The organism is Hydrogenophaga sp. (assembly GCF_050182545.1).
Taxonomy (GTDB): Bacteria; Pseudomonadota; Gammaproteobacteria; order Burkholderiales; family Burkholderiaceae_C; genus Hydrogenophaga.
In genome coordinates, this window is sequence record NZ_JBFXCD010000010.1 from 1 (window position 1) to 24,055 (window position 24,055).

At 65.0% G+C, this 24,055-nt stretch carries 31 protein-coding genes, 1 tRNA gene and 1 pseudogene; 24 read left to right on the top strand and 9 right to left on the bottom strand.

The window, feature by feature from the left end; all coding sequences use genetic code 11:
• The 19 genes and pseudogenes from AB7P10_RS12055 to AB7P10_RS12145 all read left to right on the top strand — a co-directional run.
• On the top strand, positions 1 to 458 hold a 458-nt coding region (locus tag AB7P10_RS12055), incomplete at its 5' end, for a hypothetical protein (protein ID WP_428294102.1).
• Positions 455 to 823 (top strand): hypothetical protein, encoded by a 369-nt coding sequence (locus AB7P10_RS12060; protein WP_428294103.1) that lies wholly within the window; start codon positions 455 to 457, stop codon positions 821 to 823. The genes AB7P10_RS12055 and AB7P10_RS12060, both read left to right, overlap by 4 nt.
• 112 nt (positions 824 to 935) lie before the next feature.
• The gene (locus AB7P10_RS12065) at positions 936 to 1,115 is read left to right on the top strand and encodes a hypothetical protein (protein ID WP_428294104.1); all 180 of its coding nucleotides are present in this window, start codon (positions 936 to 938) and stop codon (positions 1,113 to 1,115) included.
• Positions 1,112 to 1,330: a hypothetical protein gene (locus AB7P10_RS12070; protein ID WP_428294105.1), complete on the top strand. Its 219-nt coding sequence runs from the start codon at positions 1,112 to 1,114 to the stop codon at positions 1,328 to 1,330. Before AB7P10_RS12065 ends, AB7P10_RS12070 begins: the two co-directional genes overlap by 4 nt.
• Positions 1,327 to 1,524, top strand: coding sequence for a hypothetical protein (locus tag AB7P10_RS12075; protein WP_428294106.1), 198 nt, complete (start codon positions 1,327 to 1,329; stop codon positions 1,522 to 1,524). The genes AB7P10_RS12070 and AB7P10_RS12075 overlap by 4 nt, the downstream gene beginning before the upstream one ends.
• A gap of 76 nt (positions 1,525 to 1,600) precedes the next feature.
• Positions 1,601 to 1,858: a hypothetical protein gene (locus AB7P10_RS12080; protein ID WP_428294107.1), complete on the top strand. Its 258-nt coding sequence runs from the start codon at positions 1,601 to 1,603 to the stop codon at positions 1,856 to 1,858.
• A 20-nt stretch (positions 1,859 to 1,878) separates the two neighbouring features.
• Positions 1,879 to 2,868: a recombinase RecT gene (locus AB7P10_RS12085; protein ID WP_428294108.1), complete on the top strand. Its 990-nt coding sequence runs from the start codon at positions 1,879 to 1,881 to the stop codon at positions 2,866 to 2,868.
• Between the two features lie 34 nt (positions 2,869 to 2,902).
• Positions 2,903 to 3,361, top strand: a complete 459-nt coding sequence (locus tag AB7P10_RS12090) for a hypothetical protein (RefSeq protein WP_428294109.1) — start codon at positions 2,903 to 2,905, stop codon at positions 3,359 to 3,361.
• 33 nt (positions 3,362 to 3,394) lie between these two features.
• Positions 3,395 to 4,303 (top strand): DNA cytosine methyltransferase, encoded by a 909-nt coding sequence (locus AB7P10_RS12095; protein WP_428294110.1) that lies wholly within the window; start codon positions 3,395 to 3,397, stop codon positions 4,301 to 4,303.
• 49 nt (positions 4,304 to 4,352) lie between these two features.
• The gene (locus tag AB7P10_RS12100; RefSeq protein ID WP_428294111.1) at positions 4,353 to 4,802 is read left to right on the top strand and encodes a hypothetical protein; all 450 of its coding nucleotides are present in this window, start codon (positions 4,353 to 4,355) and stop codon (positions 4,800 to 4,802) included.
• On the top strand, positions 4,799 to 5,095 hold the full coding sequence (locus AB7P10_RS12105) for a hypothetical protein (RefSeq protein WP_428294112.1): 297 nt from the start codon (positions 4,799 to 4,801) through the stop codon (positions 5,093 to 5,095). The genes AB7P10_RS12100 and AB7P10_RS12105 overlap by 4 nt, the downstream gene beginning before the upstream one ends.
• A complete protein-coding gene (locus tag AB7P10_RS12110) occupies positions 5,092 to 6,297 on the top strand; it encodes a hypothetical protein (protein WP_428294113.1) in 1,206 nt (401 codons plus the stop codon). The genes AB7P10_RS12105 and AB7P10_RS12110 overlap by 4 nt, the downstream gene beginning before the upstream one ends.
• The gene (locus AB7P10_RS12115) at positions 6,294 to 6,674 is read left to right on the top strand and encodes a hypothetical protein (protein ID WP_428294114.1); all 381 of its coding nucleotides are present in this window, start codon (positions 6,294 to 6,296) and stop codon (positions 6,672 to 6,674) included. Before AB7P10_RS12110 ends, AB7P10_RS12115 begins: the two co-directional genes overlap by 4 nt.
• Positions 6,671 to 7,270, top strand: coding sequence for a hypothetical protein (locus AB7P10_RS12120; RefSeq protein WP_428294115.1), 600 nt, complete (start codon positions 6,671 to 6,673; stop codon positions 7,268 to 7,270). The genes AB7P10_RS12115 and AB7P10_RS12120 overlap by 4 nt, the downstream gene beginning before the upstream one ends.
• Positions 7,267 to 7,440 carry a hypothetical protein gene (locus tag AB7P10_RS12125; RefSeq protein ID WP_428294116.1) on the top strand — a complete coding sequence of 58 codons (174 nt, stop codon included), beginning with the start codon at positions 7,267 to 7,269 and terminating at the stop codon, positions 7,438 to 7,440. The genes AB7P10_RS12120 and AB7P10_RS12125 overlap by 4 nt, the downstream gene beginning before the upstream one ends.
• A 237-nt stretch (positions 7,441 to 7,677) precedes the next feature.
• Complete coding sequence (locus AB7P10_RS12130; protein WP_428294117.1) at positions 7,678 to 7,908, top strand: hypothetical protein; 231 nt, start codon at positions 7,678 to 7,680, stop codon at positions 7,906 to 7,908.
• On the top strand, positions 7,905 to 8,351 hold the full coding sequence (locus tag AB7P10_RS12135; protein ID WP_428294118.1) for a Lar family restriction alleviation protein: 447 nt from the start codon (positions 7,905 to 7,907) through the stop codon (positions 8,349 to 8,351). Before AB7P10_RS12130 ends, AB7P10_RS12135 begins: the two co-directional genes overlap by 4 nt.
• Complete coding sequence (locus tag AB7P10_RS12140; RefSeq protein ID WP_428294119.1) at positions 8,348 to 8,575, top strand: excisionase; 228 nt, start codon at positions 8,348 to 8,350, stop codon at positions 8,573 to 8,575. Before AB7P10_RS12135 ends, AB7P10_RS12140 begins: the two co-directional genes overlap by 4 nt.
• 32 nt (positions 8,576 to 8,607) lie before the next feature.
• Positions 8,608 to 9,576, top strand: a pseudogene (locus tag AB7P10_RS12145) (Arm DNA-binding domain-containing protein); the annotation flags it as partial.
• 182 nt (positions 9,577 to 9,758) lie between these two features.
• Here the strand turns inward: AB7P10_RS12145 and AB7P10_RS12150 are convergent.
• The 3 genes from AB7P10_RS12150 to AB7P10_RS12160 all read right to left on the bottom strand — a co-directional run bounded on the left by AB7P10_RS12150 (position 9,759) and on the right by AB7P10_RS12160 (position 13,112).
• Positions 9,759 to 9,835: transfer RNA gene (locus AB7P10_RS12150), tRNA-Val, on the bottom strand.
• Positions 9,836 to 9,878: 43 nt separating this feature from the next.
• Positions 9,879 to 12,128: a RelA/SpoT family protein gene (locus AB7P10_RS12155; protein WP_428294249.1), complete on the bottom strand. Its 2,250-nt coding sequence runs from the start codon at positions 12,126 to 12,128 to the stop codon at positions 9,879 to 9,881.
• A gap of 63 nt (positions 12,129 to 12,191) precedes the next feature.
• Positions 12,192 to 13,112, bottom strand: coding sequence for an alpha/beta fold hydrolase (locus AB7P10_RS12160; protein WP_428294120.1), 921 nt, complete (start codon positions 13,110 to 13,112; stop codon positions 12,192 to 12,194).
• Between the two features lie 93 nt (positions 13,113 to 13,205).
• Between AB7P10_RS12160 and AB7P10_RS12165 the strand changes: the two genes are divergently transcribed.
• Positions 13,206 to 13,976, top strand: a complete 771-nt coding sequence (locus AB7P10_RS12165) for a 3-hydroxybutyrate dehydrogenase (protein ID WP_428294121.1) — start codon at positions 13,206 to 13,208, stop codon at positions 13,974 to 13,976.
• Positions 13,977 to 13,994: 18 nt separating this feature from the next.
• Here the strand turns inward: AB7P10_RS12165 and AB7P10_RS12170 are convergent, their stop codons facing one another.
• Together AB7P10_RS12170 and AB7P10_RS12175 are read right to left on the bottom strand one after the other, a co-directional pair.
• Complete coding sequence (locus tag AB7P10_RS12170; protein ID WP_428294122.1) at positions 13,995 to 14,645, bottom strand: SIMPL domain-containing protein; 651 nt, start codon at positions 14,643 to 14,645, stop codon at positions 13,995 to 13,997.
• A gap of 92 nt (positions 14,646 to 14,737) precedes the next feature.
• Positions 14,738 to 15,202, bottom strand: coding sequence for a hypothetical protein (locus AB7P10_RS12175; RefSeq protein WP_428294123.1), 465 nt, complete (start codon positions 15,200 to 15,202; stop codon positions 14,738 to 14,740).
• On the opposite strand from AB7P10_RS12175, the gene ompR reads away from it, so the two are divergent.
• Both ompR and AB7P10_RS12185 read left to right on the top strand, forming a co-directional pair.
• Positions 15,201 to 15,932 carry a two-component system response regulator OmpR gene (ompR, locus tag AB7P10_RS12180; RefSeq protein WP_428294124.1) on the top strand — a complete coding sequence of 244 codons (732 nt, stop codon included), beginning with the start codon at positions 15,201 to 15,203 and terminating at the stop codon, positions 15,930 to 15,932. The genes AB7P10_RS12175 and ompR overlap by 2 nt on opposite strands.
• Positions 15,932 to 17,335: an ATP-binding protein gene (locus tag AB7P10_RS12185; RefSeq protein WP_428294125.1), complete on the top strand. Its 1,404-nt coding sequence runs from the start codon at positions 15,932 to 15,934 to the stop codon at positions 17,333 to 17,335. The genes ompR and AB7P10_RS12185 overlap by 1 nt, the downstream gene beginning before the upstream one ends.
• A 17-nt stretch (positions 17,336 to 17,352) precedes the next feature.
• Here AB7P10_RS12185 and ispF read toward each other — a convergent pair whose 3' ends face one another.
• Together ispF and ispD are read right to left on the bottom strand one after the other, a co-directional pair.
• The gene (gene ispF, locus AB7P10_RS12190) at positions 17,353 to 17,850 is read right to left on the bottom strand and encodes a 2-C-methyl-D-erythritol 2,4-cyclodiphosphate synthase (RefSeq protein WP_428294126.1); all 498 of its coding nucleotides are present in this window, start codon (positions 17,848 to 17,850) and stop codon (positions 17,353 to 17,355) included.
• On the bottom strand, positions 17,847 to 18,569 hold the full coding sequence (gene ispD, locus AB7P10_RS12195) for a 2-C-methyl-D-erythritol 4-phosphate cytidylyltransferase (RefSeq protein WP_428294127.1): 723 nt from the start codon (positions 18,567 to 18,569) through the stop codon (positions 17,847 to 17,849). The genes ispF and ispD overlap by 4 nt, the downstream gene beginning before the upstream one ends.
• A 125-nt stretch (positions 18,570 to 18,694) precedes the next feature.
• Here ispD and mfd point away from each other — a divergent pair, with 125 nt between their 5' ends.
• A complete protein-coding gene (gene mfd / locus AB7P10_RS12200; protein ID WP_428294128.1) occupies positions 18,695 to 22,180 on the top strand; it encodes a transcription-repair coupling factor in 3,486 nt (1,161 codons plus the stop codon).
• Between the two features lie 51 nt (positions 22,181 to 22,231).
• Positions 22,232 to 22,963: a phosphoserine phosphatase SerB gene (gene serB, locus AB7P10_RS12205; RefSeq protein ID WP_428294129.1), complete on the top strand. Its 732-nt coding sequence runs from the start codon at positions 22,232 to 22,234 to the stop codon at positions 22,961 to 22,963.
• A 15-nt stretch (positions 22,964 to 22,978) separates the two neighbouring features.
• On the opposite strand, the gene AB7P10_RS12210 is transcribed toward serB, so the two are convergent.
• Positions 22,979 to 23,344 carry a translation initiation factor Sui1 gene (locus tag AB7P10_RS12210; RefSeq protein ID WP_428294130.1) on the bottom strand — a complete coding sequence of 122 codons (366 nt, stop codon included), beginning with the start codon at positions 23,342 to 23,344 and terminating at the stop codon, positions 22,979 to 22,981.
• Between the two features lie 11 nt (positions 23,345 to 23,355).
• Positions 23,356 to 23,976 (bottom strand): RNA polymerase sigma factor, encoded by a 621-nt coding sequence (locus tag AB7P10_RS12215; protein ID WP_428294131.1) that lies wholly within the window; start codon positions 23,974 to 23,976, stop codon positions 23,356 to 23,358.
• Between the last annotated feature and the right edge of the window lie 79 nt (positions 23,977 to 24,055).

Here is a 24,055-nt window from a genome sequence, read left to right on the forward strand (position 1 = left end):
GGGACGCTGCCTGGGACGCTGCCGGGGCCGCTGCCTGGGCCGCTGCCGGGGCCGCTGCCAGGGACGCTGCCGGGGCCGCTGCCGGGGACGCTGCCGGGGCCGCTGCCGGGGCCGCTGCCTGGGACGCTGCCTGGGACGCTGCCGGGGCCGCTGCCGGGGCCGCTGCCGGGGCCGCTGCCTGGGACGCTGCCTGGGACGCTGCCGGGGCCGCTGCCGGGGCCGCTGCCTGGGACGCTGCCTGGGACGCTGCCGGGGCCGCTGCCGGGGCCGCTGCCTGGGACGCTGCCTGGGACGCTGCCGGGGCCGCTGCCTGGGCCGCTGCCGGGGCCGCTGCCAGGGACGCTGCCGGGGCCGCTGCCAGGGACGCTCTCAAGCCGACCACCGAACACCTGCAGGCCAGCGCTGCCGATCTGGTGCGCCGCATGTGCGAGGTCAAGGGCGAGTCGGAGGCCGCATGAGCGCCAGCAACTACCCAGAGGGCAGCGACAACGCATCCGCGCCGTGGAACGCGCCCTGCACCGATCACGCCGAAGGCCTGGCCCTTGAGCAGGTGTGCGGCGCTGACATTTCCCTGACCACGGAGACGCTGGGCGAGTTTCTGGCGACGGTGGACGAAGACCGTTCGCCGGTGCTCACGAAAACGCCGGTGCTGCGAGGGCCGATCAGCAGCGCGGAGCTGTTGAAGCTGATGCTAAACCGGCGCAACACGGACCAGATCGTTGCCGCGGCGACCCGGGAGCTGACATCGCGGTATCTGGACGCCGCCTACACCCGCAAGGTGATCGGCTTGGAGCTTGACCGCGTGCTGGAGATGCAGCCGTGAACGCGGACGCGATTTTCATCCTTGCCGTCGTGCTGCTTCTCGTCCTGTTCGCTGGCGATCCGGACCTTCACGACAGGCTCATTCAAACACCCATGACCTGCGAGGTGAAGAAATGACCGCCCCCAACTGCCGCCACAACCCGAAGAACGGGCGCATGGGCGGGTACTACGACCCAACCTGTCCTCTGTGCAGGGCTGCGCAAGAAGACCCGAAAGCCATTGTTGCGCAGGTGGTTGCCATCGTGGCCGGTGTTGCTGTGCTCGTGTGGCTTCTGGTTTGGAGCGTGTCATGAACCCATACCTGTTCGTCAGCATCGCCTGCACATGGTTCTTGATGTGCACTTTTATCGTGTGGCTCTCGCAGCCGATTGGTGACGGATTCATGGATCAGCTCATTACGTCTTTTCTTGGCGGCTTTTTGCTGACCGCGATCTCTTGGATTCTGATCGCCGCAGCCGTGGGCGCGGTGTACGGAGCTTGGTTTTTCATCACCGGGAGTCACCCATGAGCAGCTTCAACACCACCCCCAGCGAAGGTCTGGCATCTGCCCGGCGCTTGCTCAAGCAGGCACGCCGCCTGTACTCGGTGCCTGAGGTGCCGGAGCACATCAACCGGCACAACCGCAAGGCCTACGTCCGCGCAGTGCTCAACCTTGGCGACAAGTGGCTGCTGGCCGTGCCGCAGGGCCGGAGCCCGCAATGAGCGACCGTCTTTTCATAACCCTTTGCCTGGCTGCGCTGCTGCTGGGCATGGCTTCCCCTCACTTCTGGGCCTGACCATGAACTTCCACCCCAACCGCGTCCAGCCCGAGCAGATGGCCCGCTGCCCGTTCGACATGACCTGCCGCTACCCGCAGGGCGAGTGCATGGGCGCATGCGACCTGTCCAGCAACGTCGCCCCGCTGGCCGTGGATATCGCGCTGCCCGACGACAGCCGCATGACGCTCGCAATCCACACCTACCGCGTGTACCGCGTGGCCGGGCATTCCTTCTGGCCTGCCCTGCGCAAAGCCATCCGCGCCGCTCGGCGCAACTGATCAACCACCGAGGAACACACATGAGCAACAGCAACGCCGTCGCCCTGATCAGGGAAGACATCTACAGCGTGCAGGAGCGTTTCGACAAGATGGCCGGGGGCGCCCTGAACTTCGAGCGCGAGGCCGGCTTCGCGGTGCAGGTGATCACGGGCAACGAATACGCCATGAAGATCGCCATGGCCAACCGCCAATCGGTGATCCACGCTGTCACGAACGTGGGCGCCATTGGCATCAGCCTGAACCCGGCGAAGCGCCAGGCCTACCTCGTGCCGCGCGACGGGAAAATCTGCCTCGACATCAGCTACATGGGCCTGCTCGACCTTGCCATTCAGTCGGGTTCGATCATGTGGGGGCAGGCCGAGCTTGTCTACGCGGCCGACCGTTTCGAGCTTCGAGGCTTCGACAACCCGCCGCTGCACAACCGCGATCCGTTCGCGCCTGATCGTGGCGCCATCGTCGGCGTGTACGTGGTGGTGAAGACCCGCGACGGGGACTACCTCACCACGACCATGAGCATTTCCGACGTCTTCGACATCCGCGATCGCTCGCAGTCGTGGAAGAGCGGCCAGAAAGGCCCGTGGAAGACCGACGAGGGCGAGATGATCAAGAAGACCGTCATCAAGCGCGCCTACAAGCTGTGGCCGAAAACCGACCGCCTCGACCAAGCGGTGGAGCACCTGAACCGCGAGAACGGCGAAGGGTTGGACCCCATCGACAACCGGCCTGCCGCCACCGTCATCACGGCCAGGGACGCGCTGGCCGAGGCCATGGCATCGCTGCCAATCGAGGAACAGAACATCCTGCGCGAACTCGGCCAGGAAGTCACCGACCTGTTCAACAGCGAGGAATTCGGCGCTTCGTTCGCCTTCGACCGCATCGAGCGCGAGAACCTGGACGGCGACCAGAAATCCGCCCTCTGGTATGTGCTGCCCTCCGGCGTGCGCTCCGGCTTGAAGGCCGAGGGAGACGCGCGCAAGAAGAGGAAGCCCGCCGCGGCTGAGGCCGCCTGACCCTTCCCCCACCACCAACCCAACGGAGCATCCCATGAACACCGAAAAGCAAACCACCATCATCGAAGTCAACGGCGTGAAGCTGGAAGTCGATCTGCGCACCGCCAAGCGCATCGATCAACTGGCCATCGGTAGCCGCGTCAAGTGCCTTGTGAAGTCCGGCTACAGCGGCAGCGACTTCAGCACCTACCCCGGCGTGATCGTCGGTTTCGACCCCTTCCCCAGCAAGCCCACGATCAACGTCGCGTACCTCGACACCAGCTACGGGGGCGGCCTCAAGTTCAAGGCTTTCAACAGCGAGACCAAGGACTTCGAGGTGATCGCGGACATCGACAACAACGCCTTGGAGATCGACAAGGGCGACGTGCTCCGCAAGATGGACCGCGAGATCGATTCGAAGGCTCTGGAACTCCAGAAGCTGCAGGAACAGCGCGCGTACTTCCTTGCCCACTTCGGCCGGTACTTCACCGAGCTGTCGCCTGAACTGGCCTGACCGTCTCGCCCACCACCAACCTGAAAGACCACCATGCGCGCGATCGATCTTTTTGCCGGGGCCGGGGGGTTCAGCACTGGCGCCACCATGGCAGGGTGCGAAGTGGTTTGGGCGGCCAACCACTGGCCCGCTGCCGTGCAGGTGCACGCCAACAACCACCCGGGCACCATGCACGTGTGCCAGGACCTGCAGCAGGCCGATTGGACGCAGGTGCCGGCGCACGAACTGCTCTTGGCCTCACCCGCCTGCCAGGGCCACAGCCGGGCGCGCGGCAAGGAACGGGCCCACCACGACGCGCAACGCTCCACCGCGTGGGCCGTGGTGTCGGCCGCGGAATGCCATCGGCCCGCCGCGGTGGTGGTCGAGAACGTGCCCGAGTTCGCCAAGTGGACGCTCTACCCCGCGTGGTGCGCAGCCATGCACGCTCTGGGCTACGCGCTGGCTCCGATGGTGCTGGACGCCGCCGACCATGGCGTGGCGCAGCACCGGCGCCGGCTGTTCGTCGTTGGCACGCGCTCGAAGCATCCCATCACGCTGGACCTGCCGCTGCGTAAGCACGTCGGCAGCGGTTCCCTGATCGACTTCGACGGCGGGCGGTGGTCAGCCATCGACAAACCAGGCCGCTCTGCCAGCACGCTGGCGCGAATCGCCGAGGGGCGTCGCGTCTGCGGGCCGCGTTTCCTGACCGCGTACTACGGAAACGAGCGCGGCGGCCGCGGTCTGGAGCGCCCCGTGGGCACCATCACAACGCGCGATCGCTGGGCTGTGATCGACGGCGACCGAATGCGCATGCTCAACGTGGCCGAGTGCCGCCGGGCCATGGGCTTCCCCGACAGCTACCAGCTCCCGCCGCGCGCCAAGGACGCCATGCACATGCTCGGCAATGCCGTGGTGCCGCCCGTGGCGCGCGACGTGATCAACGCCATCCGGGAGGCAGCATGAAAACCACCATGCGCGACATGGAGCGCCTGCAATTCAACAAGGAGACGACGTGAGCACAGCTGAAGAACTGGCGCGAATCCTCAAGCAAAAAGGCGACGGTGACCTCAATGAGGTTGGCGACAAATGGGGCGATTGGGTTTGCATCGAAGCCGCCGCCCACCTCCGCGCCCTTGACGCAAGCCACCAGAGGCTGGTTGAGGCGCTGGAAGAGCAGCAAGCCGCACAGGCCATGCCGATCTATGGCGACTACTCGGGCTTTGTCTGGCCCAAAGTTGAGATGCGCAACCCCGGCGAAACCGCTTGGGGTTGGATTTGCGAGAAACACGGTCTTGGCTACCAAAGCGGCTGCATCTGCTGCACCGACGACTGGAAGCGCCATCAGGACGACAGGGACCGCGCTGCGCGATATGCGCGCGACGACGCCCTGAATGAAGCGAGCAAAAAGGCCCGCGCCGCCCTCGAATCCGCGCAGGCTCTTTCCAACCAGGTGAAGTCATGAGCAAATTCATTCCATCAAAAGGCGACCTCTTCTACGTGCAATTCAAGCCATGGGACAGACCTGTCGGCGGCTTTCTGTCTGACACCGTGGAAGTGGTGAAGGTCCAAGACCGCAGCTATCGGGGAGACGTCTTCACTTGCAAAGGCCGCGATGACCACGCTGTAGTTGGTGAGCGCGATGCGCCCTACGCCTCTATCGTGACCTTCGTGCATGACGAGGTTGACTACTTCCCTGTCGGCCCTGAAATCATCGAAGCACTCGGCTTGAAAGTCAGCGAGGAACAACAGCCATGAAAACAACCGACATCACGTCTCCAAACACCGACGACACCCGCACGGTTGCGGAGGTGGAGGAACACATCAGGCTGGCGAATGCGCTGCCACTGCTGTGCGAGGCATGGGGCGAGTCCGATCTGCCCTGTGCGTTCATCGCATACACCGAAGCCGAGATCCGGAAGTTCATCGTGAACGAGTGGCTTGGCGACCCAGACGACCCCCACGCAACCGAGGTCATCAAGGAATTGGCCAACCGAGACTGGCCCGAAAAAGGCGACTGGGTAGCCGAGTTCGAGATTGGCGGCGTGTCCTTCAAGCGCGTCTACGAATCGAACTCTCGCGCAGCCATATCCAAGCACGAAGCCGACAAGGCCGCTGGGGTGGGCGGTGAGGCGGTGGCGTGGGTTGATGAGCGAGCTATTAGCTGGCTTGCCTCACGCGCCAACTCGAAGACCGCGCACATCACAACGCAACTCAGCAAGGAAAAGTCTTTCGAGCGGCCAATGGCCTTGTTCGCCGCCGCACCTACCAAAGAGGCAGAGCAGGCGGAAGCGCCGAGCGATCCGTATCTTGATGGGATCATGAAACGGCTCGCCACACAGCCACAGGCCAGCGGTGCGGGGGAGGGGCCAGACGCAATGCAGATAGCCGACTTGATTGACCCGCTAACAAGAAAACAGGCTCCCGACCATCTGACTATGGCTGTGGCTGCAATGGCATTGCGCGCACTCGCCACCAAGCCGCCTGCCGATCTTCCCGCGTATTACGTCAGCGGCCCCTACACGGTTGGCAAGCACGCCGGGTGGCATTCGGTGTGCGAAACAGCAACAGCGCGTGTCGTTGCGCACTTCAAGCCCGACCAGCCGCCTGCCGGGGAGCAGAAGCCGAAGTTTCAGGCCATCTACTTCCGGCGCAACACCGGCATTGATCGCCTCATCGTCCCGGCAGCGGAAGACCCGGGAAGCCATGTCGATCGCATCCTGATCACGAAGATCGAACTGCTCTACACCGCCCCGGCGCAGCCAGAGCAGGTGGCGCAGGACATCGACAAGCTGATCGACACAGAGTTTGAATCTGTGGGTTACATCGACGACTACGGAAACTTCGAGAAATCGTGGGCGGATTGGATGCGACAAGAGCAGACCAGGGGAATCACTTGGAGGCTTGTTCGCGCTCGCCGCGCTGCCCGCACCCGTGGTGATGGAGGGGGTTCGGCATGAACTGGGAAAACTTGGACAGAACGCGGCGCGACAGCGCGCACTACTCGGTCATGCAAGTGCAGCCGGGCGTCGGTGGGATGGTCGCCCTGCGCGAGATGTTCCCAGAAGCCAAGGCAGACGAATTGAACTTTGTGCTGTTCTCCACCAGCGGTGTGCATGGCACCTACTGCACCATCGAGGCGGTGGAAAGCCGCCTTCGCGGCGAAGACCCGGATGGCCCATCGGATGTGACCTTTCTGGTAGTTCAGCCGCGCATCGTGGCGCTGCGCTACGGCGTCTGCAAGCCTGCCAATCAGGCGGATATCGACTATCTCAAGAGGCTGCGCGAAAGCAGCATCAAGGTGGCATCCACCATCGGAATCGAGGCTCCCCAATGAACCAATCCCACACCGAGCTGGCAGCGCAGGAAAAACTGCGCAAGTTGGCCGTCAAGTGCGGCGGCAATCCCATCGACGAAAAGGTGGTGATGCTTCCTGAAGACTTGGCGCGGTTCGCCGCCGCCCTGGAGTCACCCGAGCGCGTGCAGGGGGAGGCGAATCAATGCGACGGCTGCGCAGTCGGTGCGCCGATCAATGAGTGGGGAAACCACAAGTACCCGGATGGCTCGCTTATCGCTTGCTCAAGAGATCGATACACCACCGAGGCACCTGCTCAAGCTGATAGAAGCGAGAAAATCCCGCTTCTAAGTTCAGCACCGGCTCAAGATGCGCAGGAACGGCTGGCGCTTCTCAAGAAGCAGTCTGACGGCTCTGGATCACTAGCCGCCATGCAGGCATACATCAACGGCCTTGAGCACGAATTGGTCGCCGCTCTCCGCGCCTCCACCCCTGAGAGTGTGCCGCTGAGTGAGGCGCAGATCGCAAACCTTATGCCTGCCGATGACACGCCAATGAGCTTGGGTGAGGCGTTTGTTCGGTTCGCCCGTGCCGTTGAGCGCGCCCACGGCATCGTCACCAAGGAGAGCAGCACATGAACAAACTTCGCTGGTACTTCAGCCCACAGTGGGCAGGATGGTTCCTTGTGTTCAGCGAGGGCACATCCGAGAAACAGGGGTACGGGCCTTTCATGAACGACTTCGAGATTCAGTTGGCCGCGAATATTCACGGCGTTCCATTCACAAGGGAGACCGGCAATGCAAGCTGAACAACAGAGCGAGCGGGAGCGCACACCGCAGTGCTGCAAACCACAGTGGAGGGCCTGCTGCTGCAACTGCGCGAGTCAACTCCGCGTTTCGAAACACCCATGGAACAAGGTTGTCGGCAAAGGTGAAGTCTCCTTGACCATGGGATGGGTGTGCACAGCGGGAACCGAGGACGGCTCGTCCGGCACATTCTTCGAGCACCAGCATGGCCTTTGTGAAGTGCATGAGGAGCGACGAGCATGACGCACACCCTTGGGCTGATTCGTGTGGCACCCGTGAGTGTCTACGCTGGCGAAGACATCAATATCGACGCTGGAACAGCTGGTTTTATCTGCACTTGCGGCAAGCGCGGTGATGTCGAGGCCGAGGAAAACGCCTTTCGACTCGTCGCAGCCTGGAACGCCTTCGAAGGGGTTGAAACCAGCGACATCCCGCGTCTAGCCGCGATCATCAGAGGGATGCAGCCATGAAACTATTGCCATGCCCGTTCTGCGACGGCGAGGCGCTTGAGAAGCACAGCCACAGCCACAACGCCGTGACCTGCGGAACGTGTCTCGCATCAGTACCCCAGTCGGGCCTGGGCTATGGTGATGCCGGAAAGTACTGGAACCGCCGTGCCGCCCTCTCCCACCCCAGCACTGGGCAATGGATGCCGATTGAGACATGCCCGAAGGACGGGACGTGGGTGCACATCACATCACCTCACTGGGGCTTTTCCATCGTTGCCAAGTGGGCTGAGTACCCCGGCAATCCCGCCATTGCGGCGGATGGCTCAGACGTTTGGATGTACGGCTGGGTTTTCCGCGACGAGTACCTAACTTTCGGCGGGGTTGAAGACGGGTTCCTCGGGTGGGACGAAGACGCGATGCCGCAGCTCTGGTGCCCTCCACCTCCACAGGGAGACAAGACATGAGCACAGCCGCCACCATGGAGCGGCAAGCCGTCGTCCAGGTGGCGGCGGCCCGATTCGTTACCATTGATTTGGCCTCTGGCATGTCCGGCCTGACTGAGAAGGCCATCCGGCGCATGATCGAAGATGGCGTCTGGGCCGAAGGCAAGCACTACCGGCGGCGGCATGGCCGGGTTTTCATCGACATGAGGGAGTACGAGCTGTGGGTCGAAAAGGGAATGGCGTAGAGCTGCGCGCGGCCTCTATCCGAGTCGGGTTCATGCTGGACGGTGAGTGGGTGCGCGAGACGCTGAAGCTCCCGCCCACGCCGGCCAATGAGAAGTACGCAGCTCGCCTGGTGGGCCAGGTCAACGACGCCATCAAGTTCCAGCGCTTCACCTACGCCGAGTTCTTCCCCGACAGCCCGCGCGCCAAGGCCGAAGGCCCGGGCACCTTCGGCGCCGCGGCTGATGACTACCTTCTGTCCATCGGTCAGAAGACCGAGGCGACCCGCAACCAGTACCGCCTGGCCATCGAGGAATGGAAAGCCCTGCTCGGTGCCGAGACGAAGCTCAAGGCCCTGACGCACGCCAAGCTCAAGGCGGTGGTGGGCGGCCACCCGTGGAAGTCGGCCAAGCGCATGAACAACGCCCTGATCCCCCTGCGCGGGGTGTTCGACATGCTCTACCCAGGCCCCCAGGCCATGCACAACCCCATGAACGGCATCGAGAACGCCCAGGTGGTGAAGACCCTGCCGGATCCGCTCACGCGCGCCGAGCGCGACATGGTGCTGGCCGACCTGCAGAAGCGGTACGACCCGCGCATTCACGCCTATTTCCAGTTCGCCTTCTTCACCGGCATGCGCCCCGAGGAGCTGATCGCCTTGCGCTGGAGCGACATCGACTGGAACGCCGGCATTGCCCGCATCCAGCGCGTGCGCACCTTCAAGGGTGGCGAGCGCGACGGCTCGAAGACCCACACCGTGCGCGACGTGGACCTCGTGCCACAGGCGCTGGACGCTCTGCGGCTGATGAAGCCCTACACCTTCATGCTGCGGGTGGAACGCGACGACCAGGACGATGCGGCCGATGTGTTCCAGAACCCCGTGACCGGACGGCCATTCCACGACGAACGCAGCCAGCGCGACCACTACTGGAAGCCAGCACTCAAGCGCCAGGGAATCCGCAGCAGGCGGGCCTACAGCACCCGCCACACGTACGCGACGGTCGCCCTGATGGGTGGGGTGCCGCCTGCCTACATCGCGGCGCAGCTCGGCCACAGCGTGCAGATGCTGCTGAGCAAGTATGCGAGGTGGATTCCGGGTGCCGACAACGGCTCAGCGAGGGATCGGCTGGCGGCTGCAATGTCGGGTGATTCTTCCCCAGTATTTCCCCGCGAGGGGGACCAGGGCCATTCTTCAGAGGAGAAGAATGGTAGGCGCGATTGGACTCGAACCAACGACCCCCACCATGTCAAGGTGGTGCTCTAACCAGCTGAGCTACGCGCCTACAAACGATTCGAAGCCTCGCAGTATAGCAGTGTTCGCCGATGCTATTTGCGCCGGACCACCCTCACCCCGGACACGTCCCCCACCACGGACATTGCACGCGCGACTTGGCGCGCATCCGAAACTTCAATGGTGAACGTCATCCACGCCACGTCCCTGACCGACTGGGTCTGCACGCCGATGACGTTCATCTTCTCGCGCGCAAACACATCGGAGATATCGCGCAGCAGACCCTGCCGGTCCTGTGCTTCGATTGCCACATCCACCGGATACACTGCCGGCCGCCCATCGCGATCCGGCGCCGCCTGCCCGCTCCACTGCACCTCGATCACGCGATCCGGGTTCTTGCGCTGCAAGTGGGCGAAATCGCTGCAGTCGGCGCGGTGGATGCTCACTCCCTTGCCTCGCGTGACGAAGCCACCAATCTCGTCCGGCGGCGCCGGTTTGCAGCATTTGGCCAGCTGCGTCATGAGCGATTCCACCCCGACCACGAGCACTCCGCCGCCGGTCTGGCTGGACGGTTTGCGCGGCTTCTTCAACCACGCGGGTACCTCGGAAGGTGCCTCGGGCTCGGGTGGACGCAGATGCGTCTCGATCGCCCGGAGCGACAGCTCGTCCTTGCCCACCTGCTCGAACAAGGCCTGCGCGGAGGCCATACCCATGGAGACCGCGAGATCGTCCAGCTTCAATGCGGTCTTACCCTCGCGCTGGAGCAGCTTCTCCACCGCCTCTCGCCCCCTGGCCACGGTTTCTTCCATCGCCAGTGCGTTGAACCAGGCCCGCACCTTGCTTTTGGCGCGGTGGCTTACCAGGTATCCCAACTCGGCATTGAGCCAGTCGCGTGACGGCCCTCCTTCCTTGGCGGCCGTGATCTCCACCGTCTGGCCATTTTGCAGCGGCGTATTGAGGGTCACCATGGCCCCATCAACCCTTGCGCCGCGGCAGCGATGGCCGAGGTCGGTGTGCACCGTGTAGGCGAAATCGACGGGGGTCGCTCCCTGCGGCAGCTCCACGATCGCGGCGTCGGGCGTGAGCACATAAATACGGTCGTCGAACAGGCCCTGGGCGGCGCCGCTCAGGTCACGCTCCCAGGCCAGCAGCTGACGCAGCACCGCGATCTTGGCGTCATAGTCGGAACTTGCCGACACGCCCGCATAGCCCTTGGCCCCCGCCTCCTTGTACGCCCAGTGCGCCGCCACGCCGTGCTCGGCGTGGTCATGCATGGCCTGGGTGCGGATCTGGATCTCGAACGCCCTGCCCTGATCGTCTCTCACGACGGTGTGCAGTGACTGGTAGCCGTTCGCCTTGGGCTTGGCAATGTAGTCGTCGAACTCATCGGCCACGGGCACATGCTTTGCGTGCACATGGGCCAGCACGGCGTAGCAGTCGTCCACACCGGGCACGATCACGCGCAGGGCCCGGATGTCAAACACCTGGTCGAAATCAAGCGACTTGCCGCGCATCTTCTTGACGATGCTGTAGATGTGCTTCGGGCGCCCTTGGACCGACGCTGCGATGCCCTGACGCTGCAGGTCCGCCTCAAGCTGCTGGCGCGCCTGCTCCACGTGGGCCTCTCGCTCGACACGCTTTTCGTCCAGCAGGCGAGCGACTTCCTTGTACGTCTGCGGCTCGAGGAAGCGAAAGGCCAGATCTTCCATCTCCCATTTGATCTGCCAGATGCCCAGGCGGTTGGCGAGTGGTGCGAATACCTGAAGCGACTCGGCGGCCAGCGCCCCGCCGGGATCGCCTTTGATGGCCGCGAAGTGGCGCAGGGTCTGGAGGCGTGAAGCCAGTCGCAGCATGACCACGCGCAAATCGCGCGAGAACGCCAACAACATCTTGCGCACGTTCTCGGTCTGGCTCGCGGCCAGTTCCGATGGCGCGGCCTTTGCCGGCGCTGAGGCCGCCTCTTCCTTGCGGGACTGCACCGCCGCCGACTTGATGCGCGCCTGGCGCTGCAACTGCACCAGCTTGGTGGTCTCGATCGCCAACGCCGCGAAGTTGTCGCCAAAGGCCTTGGCAATGACTTCCTGAGGGCGATTGAGGTACTGGCAGGCATACACGAGGTAAGCAGCCGCCTGCATCGCCTCTGACCCTCCAATGTCGTTCAGCACTCCAGCGACCGCGTCGGCGTGCGCCAGCGTATTCTCCCCGGTGTCGAGCTGCTCGCTGCCCAGCAAGGGTTCGGCAAACGCCCTCGCGCGCGCCAGTGCCTGGGCCTGTCTGGGGAGGCTGTCGGAAGTGGCCGCGACGATGGCCGAGGGCGCACCCAGGGAGCGCTCATCGGTACCCATGGGCTCCGCGGCCTCGGTCGCAGACGAGGAATTCGTTCTTTTCATGATTTGCTCAGCGCACGCTCAGTCGGACCAGAGAAAGTCCCTCACGGCAGCCACCTGGTCATCGGCCACCAGTGTCGGAGCATGGCCCACGCCGTCAAAGACCACGCATCGGGCCTTGGGACCTCGTCGCTCCATTTCGGAGGCGGTTTCCGGCGTCAACAGGTCCGACTGCGCACCGCGCAACAGCAGCGTGGGTGCCGTGATCGCGTCGTACAGGCCCCACAGCGCGGCCTCGCCTTCGCTCGCCATTCGCCGCGCCGCCGCCTGGTCGGCCATGCCGGTCAGCGCCTTGAGAGGCGTGGCGATGGCCGGGTCGTAGTGCAGCCACCAGCGTCCCTCGCGCTCGCGCAGCAGCGGCAGGGACAGCTCACGCCACTGGGCGGTGGTGTGCGGCCCGAAACCGGAGGAAATCGACGCCAGGTAGTCCAGCGCCGCCTCCTCTTTGTCGAACGACGGGTTCAGCCCCAGGTAGGTACCGATGCGCTGCAATGCCTCCCACTGAATGACAGGACCGACATCGTTGAGCACCAGCCGGCGAGGCGCCAGAGAAGCTTGTGCCGCGACCGCCATGCCGATCAGCCCACCCATGCTGGTGCCAACCCAGTCGATGACGGCCCGTGGATCCTGCGCGCGCAGGTGCATCAGCAAGGCCGCGAGATCGGCGACGTAGGTCGGCACCTGGTAGGCCATGGGATCGGCCAGCCAGTCGCTGTGGCCGCGACCAGCCACATCGACAGCCACCACACGGGAACGTTCGGTCAACGACCGCGCCAGCGTGTCGAAGTCGCGGCCCTGGCGCGAGAGACCATGCACGCAGACCACCACGTGGTGGCTCTGGCGTGCGGTGCAGGGCCAGTCCCACCAGGCCATGCGCCGAGGCCCGCCAGCGCGGGCTGCGGGACCATTGACAGAAAGGTGCTGAAGGTTCGGTTCTTGCATGGAGGTCTGACGGTGCGAAGTGGGCGCCCAAAAGCGTCCGTGATAATGCTTCGAGCACTTTTCAACCCATCGTACTGGAACTGGAGTTCACCCATGCTTGCCAACAAAACTGCCCTCGTCACCGGCTCCACCAGCGGCATCGGCCTGGGCATCGCCAAGGCCCTGGCGCGCCAGGGCGCCAACATCGTCCTCAACGGGTTTGGCGATGCCGAAGGCCCCAAGGCTGAGATTGCCGCGCTCGGTGCCAAGGTCGCTTATCACGGTGCCGACATGAGCAAGCCCGCTGAAATCGAGGCCATGATGGCGTTTGCGGCCAGCACCTTCGGACGGGTTGACATCCTGGTGAACAACGCGGGCATCCAGCACGTCGCCCGGGTTGAGGACTTTCCTGTCGACCGTTGGGACGCGGTCATCGCCATCAACCTCAGCAGCGCCTTCCATGCCAGCCGCCTGGCGCTGCCTGCGATGCAGAAAGCGAACTGGGGCCGCATCATCAACGTGGCCTCGGTGCATGGCCTGGTGGGTTCCGCCGAAAAGTCGGCCTATGTCGCCGCCAAGCACGGCATCGTGGGCTTGACCAAGGTCACAGCGCTCGAGAACGCCACCTCGGGCGTGACCTGCAATGCCATCTGCCCGGGATGGGTGCTCACCCCTCTGGTGCAAAAGCAGGTGGATGCCAAGGCGACCGCTCAGGGGATTTCCAACGCCGAGGCCACCCGGCAACTTCTGGGCGAGAAGGAACCCTCCATGCAATTCACCACGCCCGAAGAGCTGGGCGAGCTGGCGGTGTTCTTCTGCTCGCCCGCCGGCAACAACGTGCGCGGCGTGGCCTGGAACATGGACGGGGGCTGGGCTGCACAGTGAGCGGCCAGGATTGCCGCCCTATTTCAGCTGGATCGATCCCGAGACCGTCACGTTGACCATGGACTTGCCGGCCTCGATCGGCACGGGTGCGTCCGACATCGCGGCCTTGGCCTCCATGGCCATGGCGCGCGGCTGGTAGGGGCGCACGTCCTGGTCTGCCGAACTCACCGACACCTCACGCAAGCTGTAGTCTGAGAAACCGAAACCCTTGCTGACTTCGTCCGCGCGGGCCTTGAAGCGCTCGATCGCAAGCGCCTGCACATCGGACTCGAGTTTCTGGCGCGCCTCGCGCGAGAGCGAGAAGCTGATGCCCGACATGGTGAGGGTCTGGATCTTGCCGGCCGTGGTGCTGATGAGGGCGAAGTCGCGGCCCTCGAGCACCAGTTCGGTGCTGCCCTGCCAGCCATTGATCTTGCCGTTGCTGCCGTAGCGCGGGTACAGGCTGAACTGCCCGGTGCGCACTTCGAGCTGCTGCGGCCGGGCACTGGAACGGGCCACGGTCAGGGCCGCGTCCAGCGCCTGCTTGAGCTGGTTCTGCACCGTGACGGCATCACCGCCTTCACGCGTCGTGTTGAGCCGCATGCTGAGCCAGTCCTGGGGCACTTCCAGAAAGCCGCTGGCGGCAATGTTCACCACATTGGCGGGTACAGGCGACGCCACCTGGGCCATGGCCGGATCGCTGGCACCAAGCCCGAGGGCAAGAAGGGTGGGAAGGAGAAGACGGGAGACGGGGCGGGGGAGGCAATTCGAGGCGTGCAGGGTCATTGTTTGAACTTGAAGTCGTAAGGCGGCTGATCGCGAAGCTGTTCGCGCAGGCGCTGGCGCTCTTCCACCGAAAGTCGGTAGGGTTTGCGGCTGTCATCCATGTCGTCGAACGGTCTCCGCAACGCATCGCGCAAGCGCATCGCGCCACGAGGCTCGCTTTCGTCGGCGGTGATCGGCAAGGCGGCCACCGGCATCTCGGACGGCGCCGCAAGGACCGCGGCATCGTCCGGAGCGGCGAAAGCCGAGCCCAACACCATCAACAACAAGCCACTCGACAGATACGATTTCATGGTGCACTCAAGTATGGTCAGTTCAAGGATTGTGTGATGTGCCGCAGGTGAAGCGGACACCAGCGCGGGCAACATCTGTAACAGCGTGTCATAAAAATAAAAAATGAGTCCTGACAAGCACTTGGCGCTGCCACAATCGTGTTTGTTACATTTACCGGAAGTTGCTGCCATGCCACAAAACCAAGTTCGTCCCAACAAGGTGCTGGTCGTCGACGACGACGTGCGCATCCGCGATTTGCTGCGGCGCTACCTCATGCAAGAAGGTTTCGAGGTCATGCTGGCCGAGGACGGCAAAGCCCTGAACCGCGTGCTCCAGCGCGACTCGGTGGACATCATCGTGCTGGACTTGATGATGCCGGGCGAAGACGGTCTGTCCATCTGCCGGCGCCTGCGCGCCAACGGCGACCGCACGCCCATCATCATGCTCACCGCCAAGAGCGAGGACGTGGACCGCATCGTTGGGCTGGAGGTCGGCGCCGACGACTACCTTGGCAAGCCGTTCAACCCACGCGAGCTGCTCGCGCGCATCCATGCGGTCTTGCGCCGCCGTCCACCCACTGAAGTCCCCGGCGCACCCTCGCAGGACCAGGAAGTGGTGAAGTTCGGCCCATTCGAGTTCGATCTGAGCCTGCGCACGCTGCGCAAGGACGGCGCCGACCTGCCCCTGACCACTGGTGAATTCGCCATGCTCAAGGCGCTGGTTCGCCACCCGCGCCAGCCCCTGTCGCGCGAAAAACTGGCCCAGCTCGCGCGTGGCCGTGAGTTCGAACCCTTTGACCGCAGCCTGGACGTGCAGGTCTCGCGCCTGCGCAAGCTGATCGAGGAAGATGCCGCCTCGCCGCGCTACCTGCAGACGGTCTGGGGTGTGGGCTACGTGTTCGTGCCCGATGGCAACGCCTGATGCCCGATGAATCGCGCGTACCTTTCGAGACCCAGCCAGCCGCGCTGGAGACCGCGCCTGCGCCGCTGGAAATGCGCCCGACACGGGGCGTCAGTCTGTTCTGGCGCACCTTCTTCTTTCTCGCGCTGCTGCTCATTGGCTGCATCGTGGCGTGGCTGCAGACGTTTCGCGCCCTTGAGTACGAACCGCGCGCATTGCAAAGCGCCAACCAGCTGGCTTCGCTGGTCAATCTCAGCCGCGCCGCACTGGTGCACTCGGACGCGATTGCCCGCGTCTCGCTGATCAAGACCCTGGCCAGCGAAGAAGGTCTGCGCATCGCGCCGCGCGAACCCACCGACACCTTTCGCCTCTACAACATTGATGCGCTCAGCCGCAACGTGGCGGAACGCCTGAGCGCGCGCCTGGGCCCGGACACGCTGGTGGCACGCGAGGTCAACGGCACGCCTGGCTTGTGGATTGGTTTCACCATCGATGGCGACCCCTACTGGCTGCTCACCGACCCCTCGCGCATCGGCCCGGTGGCAGGCACGACCTGGCTGATCTGGCTCGGCACGGCCGCATTGCTTTCACTCACCGGCGCGGCGCTTATCGCGCGCCTGATCAACCGTCCGCTGAAGAAACTATCGTTTGCGGCCGGCCGCGTGCGCGAGGGCGACTTCAACGCCAGTCAGCTCAACGAAACCGTGGCGACGAGCGAGATCCGCGAGGTCAATATCGGCTTCAACCGCATGGCGCAACGTCTCTCCAAGATCGAGCAAGACCGCGCCCTGATGCTGGCGGGCATCTCGCACGACCTGCGCACGCCACTGGCGCGGCTGCGCCTCGAAACCGAGATGAGCGTGGGCGACTCGCAGGCGCGCGAGCACATGGCGGCGGACATCGACCAGGTCAACGCCATCATCGACAAGTTCCTGGACTACGCGCGCCCCGATCAACTCAAACCCGAACGCGTGAACCTCAACCAGATCGTGGATGCCGCGATCTTCGCCACCGGGCAGGATCCGAACACCCACATCACCACCAACATCCCTCTCGGCACCGTTGTGCTGGGCGATGCGGTGGAACTCCAGCGTGTGTTCACCAACCTGATCGAAAACGCCATGCGCTATGGGCGCAATGCCGAAACCGGCGTGGCCCGCATCGACATCGCAGCCAAGACCAAGGACGACGCGGTGCTGGTGAAGTTGCGCGACCACGGCAAGGGCGTCGACCCGGATCAGATCGAACAGCTGACGCAGCCCTTCTTTCGAGGGGACGTCTCCCGCACCGCAGCCACGGGAACGGGTCTGGGCCTGGCCATCGTGGACCGCGCTATCGCGCGCATGGGCGGGCGCTTCGCGCTGGCCAACAGCAGCACCGGCGGCCTGGCGGCCCACATGAAACTGGTGAAAGCGCCGTCCTGAACGCCCCCGGGCAGCGGCTACCGGGTTACTGAGAGCAACACCACGGCACGCGCCTCGATCGACAGGCCCTGCCCCACTGGCCCGATCTTTTCCGCCGTCTTCGCCTTCACGTTGACCTGCTCGATCATCAAGCCCAGCGCGCGCGCAATAGCTTCGCACATGGCACCGATGTGCGGCGCGAGCTTGGGCGCCTGCGCGATCACGGTGCTGTCGACGTTGCCTATTTCAAACCCTGCGGCGCGCACACGACGCGCCGCCTCGGACAGCAGCGCGCTGGAGTCAGCGCCCTTGAAGCGCTCGTCCGTGTCGGGAAAGTGGCGCCCGATGTCGCCCAGCCCCGCCGCACCCAGCAGGGCGTCGGTGATGGCATGCAGCAGCACATCGGCGTCGGAGTGGCCAAGCAGCCCCTGGCTGTGTGCAATGCGCACACCGCCAATGATCAGTGGGCGCCCGGGCACCAGTGCATGCACATCCCAGCCCTCTCCAATGCGAAACGTGGGAAGGTGTGTGCTCATGGGCGACTCCTGAGAACGGCTTCGGCCAGCGCGAAGTCTTCCGGGTAGGTGACTTTGAAGTTCTGTGCGCTGCCTCGCACCAGCAGCGGCTGGTGACCCGCCATCTCCATGGCGCTGGCCTCGTCGGTGACACCGGTGAACCCACTTGCAGCCGTGGACGCCAGCGCGGCGCGCAAGGCACCAACGCGAAACATCTGCGGCGTCTGCGCCAGCCACTTGCCGGTGCGCTCCACGGTGGCCGCGACACGACCACCAGCCTCGGCCTTGAGCGTGTCGGGCAAGGGCAACGCGAGCAAGCCGCCCACGGGATCGGCCCAACACGCGTCGATCAGCGACTCCACCTGGGCCGGCGTGATCAGGCAGCGCGCGGCATCGTGCACCAGCACCCAGTCGTCGTCTTCCGCTCCCTGGCCTCGCAGGGCATGCAAGCCGTTGAACACGCTCTCGGCCCGCGTTGCACCGCCGCAGCGCGCCAGCGTGGTGCCCACAGGCTGCGAAGCCCAGAAGCTGTCTTCCGGCGCAATCACCACCAGACAGCTGTCGATCCGGGTGACCAAGCGCAATGCGGCCAGCGTGTGCAACACCATGGCCTGTCCCGCTATGGGCTGGTATTGCTTGGGAAGACCGGTGCCTGCCCGGGTACCGCTGCCGGCACACGGCAGCAGCACATGACAGCGCGGCGTGCCAGGGCGGGTCAATTCGGAGGTGGCATCGGGCATGGTGAGCGTGCATTCTAGAATCAGAGCCCACACCCCCCGCCTCCGTGGCCGGGGGTTTTCGTCATGGTCGATCCGGCCCCACGCACACCCAGGCTCTCCCGCGCGCCAACCTACCCCCGCCTTTCATGGACTTGCCCCATCTCACCCCCGGCAAACGCCACACCATGCCCCACCCCGGTGGATCAGCGGACGCCTTGCTGCTTGCGCAACTGGGCATTCGCGAGAAGGCGGCCGGGCGCCTGACGGCCATCGTGACCGCCGATGCCAACGACGCTCAGCGGCTGATCGACGAGATGGCGTTCTTCGAGCCCGAGCTGCGCTGCGCGCTGTTTCCCGACTGGGAAACCCTGCCTTACGACACCTTCTCGCCCCACCAGGACCTGATCAGCGAGCGCCTGGCCACGCTCTGGCGCATCTCGCAACGCGACAAGGACACCGGTGCCGACGTGGTGCTGGTGCCCGCGACCACCGCGCTCTACCGCCTGGCACCGCCCTCTTTCCTGGCCGGCTACACCTTCCACTTCAAGGTCAAGCAGAAGCTCGACGAGGCGAAGCTCAAGGGCCAACTGACGTTGGCGGGCTACCAGCATGTCACGCAGGTGGTGAGTCCGGGCGAGTACGCGGTGCGCGGCGGCCTGATCGACCTCTTCCCCATGGGCAGCCTGGTGCCCTACCGCGTGGATCTGTTCGACGATGAGATCGACAGCATCCGCACCTTCGACCCCGACAGCCAGCGCAGCCTGTACCCGGTGACCGAGGTGCGACTGCTGCCTGGACGCGAATTTCCAATGGACGACGCGGCACGAGCGCGCTTTCGCAGCCGCTGGCGCGAGTTGCTCGAAGGCGATCCGACCCGAAGCCGCATCTACAAGGACATTGGCAACGGCGTGGCCACCGCCGGCATCGAGTACTACCTGCCCCTGTTCTTCGAAGACACCGCCACCGTGTTCGACTACCTCGGTGGGGACGCCACGGTGGTGCTGCATGGCGACCTCGAACCCGCCTTCCAGCGCTTCTGGCAGGACACGAAAGACCGCCATCGCCTGCTCAAGGGCGATACCGAGCGCCCTGTGCTGCCCCCCGAGGCGCTGTTTCTGGGCACCGAGCAGTTCTACGTCCGCGCCAACCAGCACGCGCAGTACGTGGTGCGAGCCCCCACCCAGCAGGACGCCGAACACGGCGCGCATGTGCAGAAGCTGGGTGACCTCTCCGTGGTGCGCGGCGCCGAAGACCCGCTCTCGCGCCTGCAAGGCCACATCCGCAACACCGCGCACCGCGTGCTGCTGCTCGCCGAAAGCGACGGCCGGCGCGAGAGCCTGCTCGACTTCCTGCGCGCCAGCGGGGTCAACCCGCCAGCCTTCGACTCGCTCGCCGAGTTTCAGGCCAGCGACGAGAAAACCGGCATCGCCACCGCGGCGCTCGCGACCGGCTTTTCCTGGCTCGACGACGGCATCGACTTCGTCACCGAGACCGAGCTCTTTGCCGCAGGCCCCACCACCCGCCGGCGCAGGAAGCAGGAACAGGTCAGCGACGTCGACGCGCTGATCAAGGACCTGTCGGAGCTCAATGTGGGCGACCCGGTGGTGCACAACGCGCACGGCATCGGCCGTTACCGCGGCCTCGTGCACATGGACATGGGGGAGAAGAACCCCGACGGCACACCCGCACTGCAGGAATTCCTGCACCTGGAGTACGCCGACAAGGCCGTGCTCTACGTGCCGGTGAGCCAGTTGCAGCTGATCGGCCGCTACACCGGCGTGAGCGCGGACGAGGCGCCACTGCACAAGCTGGGCAGTGGCCAGTGGGAAAAGGCCAAGCGCAAGGCCGCCGAGCAGGTGCGCGACGCCGCGGCCGAGTTGCTCAACATCTACGCCCGGCGCGCTGCGCGCCAGGGGCATGCCTTCCGCTACTCGGCGCAGGACTACGAGGTGTTCGCCAACGACTTCGGCTTCGAGGAAACCGCCGACCAGCGCGCAGCCATCCACGCGGTGATCCAGGACATGATCAGCCCGCGCCCGATGGACCGCCTGGTCTGCGGCGACGTGGGCTTCGGCAAGACCGAAGTCGCGCTGCGCGCGGCCTTCGTGGCCGTGACTGGCGGGCGCCAGGTGGCCTTTCTCGCGCCGACCACGCTGCTGGCCGAGCAGCACTTCCAGACCTTGTCAGACCGCTTTTCGAAGTGGCCGGTGAAGGTGGCCGAGATGAGCCGCTTTCGCTCCGCGAAGGAAATCACCGCCGCCGCCAAGGGCCTGGCCGACGGCTCGGTGGACATCGTGGTCGGCACGCACAAGCTGCTCAGCGAGAGCGTGAAGTTCAAGGACCTGGGCCTGCTCATCATCGACGAGGAGCACCGCTTCGGCGTGCGCCACAAGGAAGCCATGAAGGCGCTGCGCGCCGAGGTCGACGTGCTCACGCTCACCGCCACGCCGATCCCGCGCACGCTGGGCATGGCGCTCGAAGGCTTGCGCGACCTGTCGGTGATCGCCACCGCGCCCCAACGCCGGCTGGCCATCAAGACCTTCGTGCGCAACGAGGGCAACGGCGTGATCCGCGAGGCCGTGCTGCGCGAGCTCAAGCGGGGCGGCCAGGTCTACTTCCTGCACAACGAGGTCGAGACGATCGAGAACCGGCGCCAGAAGCTGGAAGAAATCCTCCCCGAGGCGCGCATCGCCATTGCCCACGGCCAGATGCCCGAGCGCGAGCTCGAGCGCGTGATGCGCGACTTTGTGGCGCAGCGCTTCAACGTGCTGCTGTGTTCCACCATCATCGAGACCGGCATCGACGTGCCCACGGCCAACACCATCGTGATGAGCCGGGCCGACAAGTTCGGCCTGGCCCAGCTGCACCAGTTGCGCGGGCGCGTCGGCCGCAGCCACCACCAGGCCTACGCCTACCTCATGGTTCCCGAGATCGAGGGCTTGACCAAACAGGCGTCGCAGCGGCTCGACGCGATCCAGCAGATGGAGGAGCTCGGCAGCGGCTTCTACCTGGCCATGCACGACCTGGAGATCCGCGGTGCCGGCGAGGTGCTGGGCGAGAACCAGAGCGGCAACATGCTGGAGGTGGGCTTCCAGCTCTACAACGAGATGCTCAGCGAAGCCGTGCGCTCGCTCAAGGCCGGCCGCGAGCCCGACCTGCTCTCGCCGCTGTCGGTCACAACCGACATCAACCTGCACGCACCCGCACTGCTGCCCAACGACTACTGCGGGGACGTGCACCTGCGGCTCTCGTTCTACAAGAAGCTGGCCACGGCCAAGAGCACCGACCAGGTGGACGCCCTGCTCGAAGAGATCGTGGACCGCTTCGGCAAGCTGCCGGCCCAGGCGCAGACGCTGATCGACGTGCACCGCCTGCGCTGCATCAGCGCGCCGTACGGCGTGGTCAAGGTCGACGCCGCACCCGGCGTGACCAGCATCACCTTCCGCGCCAATCCACCGATCGAACCGATGCGCATCATCGAATTGATCCAGAAAAACCGCCACATCAAGCTCGCCGGCAACGAGAAGCTGCGCATCGAGCGTGGACTGCCGGAGGTGAAAGACCGCGTCCAGCTCGTGCGCGACGTGCTGCGTTCGCTCGGGCAACCGATCAAGGCCACCGAAGCCGCTTGACGACACTCTCATCACTCCATTCGGGCTGAGCTTGCCGAAGCCCTCCAGACCATGACCACGACATCCGCCTTCGACCATGCCCCGGGCCTTACCATCCAGCGCTTCACCCCGCCGCTGAAGCTGAGCGATTTCAAGCTCATCGCCTTCGACATGGACTCCACGCTCATCAACATCGAATGCGTGGACGAGATCGCCGATGCGGTGGGCAAAAAGTCGGAGGTGGCCGCAATCACCGAGGCCGCGATGCGTGGCGAGATCGCTGACTTCAAGGACAGCCTGCGCCGGCGTGTGGCCTTGCTTCGAGGCGTGACCATCGCCGACATGGAACATGTCTACACCGAACGCCTGCGCATCAACCCTGGCGCAGCCGAGCTCATCAACGCGTGCAAGGCCGCTGGCCTGAAGGTGCTGCTGGTCTCGGGCGGCTTCACCTTTTTCAGCGAACGGGTGCGCCAGACGCTGGGCATTGATTTCACCCGCGCCAACGTGCTCGAAGTCGAAAGCGGGCCGAACTGCGGCCAGCTCACCGGCCGCCTGGTGGACCAACCGTGGGGCGACATCTGCGATGGCGCCGAGAAACGCCGCACACTCCTCGAAGTGGCCTCGCTGCTGGGCATCGAACCTTCTCAATGCATTGCCATGGGCGACGGCGCAAACGACCTGCCCATGATGGGAGCGGCTGGCCTCTCGGTGGCTTACCACGCCAAGCCCGCGGTGCGCGCGCAGGCGATGGTGGCGATCAACGAAGGCGGGCTCGACCGCCTGCTCGAGGTGCTGCGCTGAAACCACCCCGCAGCGTCAGCCCCCCGCGCGCTTGACGGTGTGGCCTTGCGCTGTCAGCGCGGCCATCACGCGCTCCACGTGATCGCCCTGGATCTCGATCACGCCGTCCTTCACCGTGCCGCCCGATCCACAGGCCGTTCGCAATTGCTTGCCAAGGCTGGCGAGTGCGTCCGGTGGCAACGCCAGCCCACGCACCAGCGTCACCGCCTTGCCGCCGCGGCCCTTGGTTTCGCGCGACACGCGGGCGACGCCATCGCCCACCGGCACGGCCCGCGCGCGCTGCCGGCACTCGCACTGCGCCACGGGCTGACGGCAATCCGGACACATGCGACCGGTCTCGGTGGAGTACACCAGCCCACCGCTGGAGAGCTTGTTCTTCATGAAGCGGCATCCTACCCGGGGATACGGTCCCGACCTGACCCAAGCCATTCATCGCACCACATTCGCAGCGTGGTCCGGGCGCGCGCCACGCGGTGCTTGACGGCGGACACACTGACGCCCAGTTCGACAGCGGCCTCCTCGTACGACAGACCATCCACGCCGACGAGCCAAAGTGCTGCGGACTGATTTTTGGGCAACACATCCAGGCCGCCCTGCAGGCGTTCGACCATTTCGCGCAGCGCGAGGCGCTCGCATGGGTCCGGTGCCGTGCAGGGAGCCAGGTCCACCACGGCGTCGCTCCCCCACTGCACCAGGCCAGGCGCGCGCGCGGCATGACCTCGCGCCAGATTGAGCGCAATACCGAACACCCATGTGGACACCGATGCCTCCCCGCGGAAGGTCGACCAGCCCTGAACCGCCTGCAACAGCGCCTGCTGCACCAATTCCTCCACGTCGCTGGCCAGCGCAACGCGGCGCCGCAACGAATACCGCATCGGACCTTCGTATCTGCTGACGAGGTCCCGCCAGTCTTGTTCCGTCAGCAGCGGTCGACTTCGTGACGACCCGTCATTCACTTCACCTTGCGGTATCGGGGAGGGCGAGAGGCAGTCTGATGGGGGCGTCAGGCACATGCGTGCAGTCTGGTCGAAGCCTTCACGCGATGAAATCCCGCGCCAACCGGAGGACCGGTCGACTGGGGCTGGGCGCGTG

Excerpts from the sequence above, each read along its gene's own strand:
- AB7P10_RS12080 (WP_428294107.1), top strand. The coding sequence starts at position 1,601 with ATGAACTTCCACCCCAACCGCGTCCAGCCCGAGCAGATGGCCCGCTGC.
- AB7P10_RS12105 (WP_428294112.1), top strand. The coding sequence starts at position 4,799 with ATGAGCAAATTCATTCCATCAAAAGGCGACCTCTTCTACGTGCAATTC.
- AB7P10_RS12085 (WP_428294108.1), top strand. The coding sequence starts at position 1,879 with ATGAGCAACAGCAACGCCGTCGCCCTGATCAGGGAAGACATCTACAGC.
- AB7P10_RS12060 (WP_428294103.1), top strand. The coding sequence starts at position 455 with ATGAGCGCCAGCAACTACCCAGAGGGCAGCGACAACGCATCCGCGCCG.
- AB7P10_RS12135 (WP_428294118.1), top strand. The coding sequence starts at position 7,905 with ATGAAACTATTGCCATGCCCGTTCTGCGACGGCGAGGCGCTTGAGAAG.
- AB7P10_RS12065 (WP_428294104.1), top strand. The coding sequence starts at position 936 with ATGACCGCCCCCAACTGCCGCCACAACCCGAAGAACGGGCGCATGGGC.
- AB7P10_RS12185 (WP_428294125.1), top strand. The coding sequence starts at position 15,932 with ATGCCCGATGAATCGCGCGTACCTTTCGAGACCCAGCCAGCCGCGCTG.
- AB7P10_RS12160 (WP_428294120.1), bottom strand. The coding sequence starts at position 13,112 with ATGCAAGAACCGAACCTTCAGCACCTTTCTGTCAATGGTCCCGCAGCC.
- AB7P10_RS12125 (WP_428294116.1), top strand. The coding sequence starts at position 7,267 with ATGAACAAACTTCGCTGGTACTTCAGCCCACAGTGGGCAGGATGGTTC.
- AB7P10_RS12120 (WP_428294115.1), top strand. The coding sequence starts at position 6,671 with ATGAACCAATCCCACACCGAGCTGGCAGCGCAGGAAAAACTGCGCAAG.
- ispF (WP_428294126.1), bottom strand. The coding sequence starts at position 17,850 with ATGAGCACACACCTTCCCACGTTTCGCATTGGAGAGGGCTGGGATGTG.
- AB7P10_RS12155 (WP_428294249.1), bottom strand. The coding sequence starts at position 12,128 with ATGGGTACCGATGAGCGCTCCCTGGGTGCGCCCTCGGCCATCGTCGCG.
- AB7P10_RS12075 (WP_428294106.1), top strand. The coding sequence starts at position 1,327 with ATGAGCAGCTTCAACACCACCCCCAGCGAAGGTCTGGCATCTGCCCGG.
- AB7P10_RS12215 (WP_428294131.1), bottom strand. The coding sequence starts at position 23,976 with ATGTGCCTGACGCCCCCATCAGACTGCCTCTCGCCCTCCCCGATACCG.
- AB7P10_RS12175 (WP_428294123.1), bottom strand. The coding sequence starts at position 15,202 with ATGGCAGCAACTTCCGGTAAATGTAACAAACACGATTGTGGCAGCGCC.
- AB7P10_RS12130 (WP_428294117.1), top strand. The coding sequence starts at position 7,678 with ATGACGCACACCCTTGGGCTGATTCGTGTGGCACCCGTGAGTGTCTAC.
- AB7P10_RS12115 (WP_428294114.1), top strand. The coding sequence starts at position 6,294 with ATGAACTGGGAAAACTTGGACAGAACGCGGCGCGACAGCGCGCACTAC.
- AB7P10_RS12070 (WP_428294105.1), top strand. The coding sequence starts at position 1,112 with ATGAACCCATACCTGTTCGTCAGCATCGCCTGCACATGGTTCTTGATG.
- ispD (WP_428294127.1), bottom strand. The coding sequence starts at position 18,569 with ATGCCCGATGCCACCTCCGAATTGACCCGCCCTGGCACGCCGCGCTGT.
- mfd (WP_428294128.1), top strand. The coding sequence starts at position 18,695 with ATGGACTTGCCCCATCTCACCCCCGGCAAACGCCACACCATGCCCCAC.
- AB7P10_RS12090 (WP_428294109.1), top strand. The coding sequence starts at position 2,903 with ATGAACACCGAAAAGCAAACCACCATCATCGAAGTCAACGGCGTGAAG.
- AB7P10_RS12095 (WP_428294110.1), top strand. The coding sequence starts at position 3,395 with ATGCGCGCGATCGATCTTTTTGCCGGGGCCGGGGGGTTCAGCACTGGC.
- AB7P10_RS12170 (WP_428294122.1), bottom strand. The coding sequence starts at position 14,645 with ATGGCCCAGGTGGCGTCGCCTGTACCCGCCAATGTGGTGAACATTGCC.
- AB7P10_RS12110 (WP_428294113.1), top strand. The coding sequence starts at position 5,092 with ATGAAAACAACCGACATCACGTCTCCAAACACCGACGACACCCGCACG.
- ompR (WP_428294124.1), top strand. The coding sequence starts at position 15,201 with ATGCCACAAAACCAAGTTCGTCCCAACAAGGTGCTGGTCGTCGACGAC.
- AB7P10_RS12165 (WP_428294121.1), top strand. The coding sequence starts at position 13,206 with ATGCTTGCCAACAAAACTGCCCTCGTCACCGGCTCCACCAGCGGCATC.
- AB7P10_RS12140 (WP_428294119.1), top strand. The coding sequence starts at position 8,348 with ATGAGCACAGCCGCCACCATGGAGCGGCAAGCCGTCGTCCAGGTGGCG.
- serB (WP_428294129.1), top strand. The coding sequence starts at position 22,232 with ATGACCACGACATCCGCCTTCGACCATGCCCCGGGCCTTACCATCCAG.
- AB7P10_RS12210 (WP_428294130.1), bottom strand. The coding sequence starts at position 23,344 with ATGAAGAACAAGCTCTCCAGCGGTGGGCTGGTGTACTCCACCGAGACC.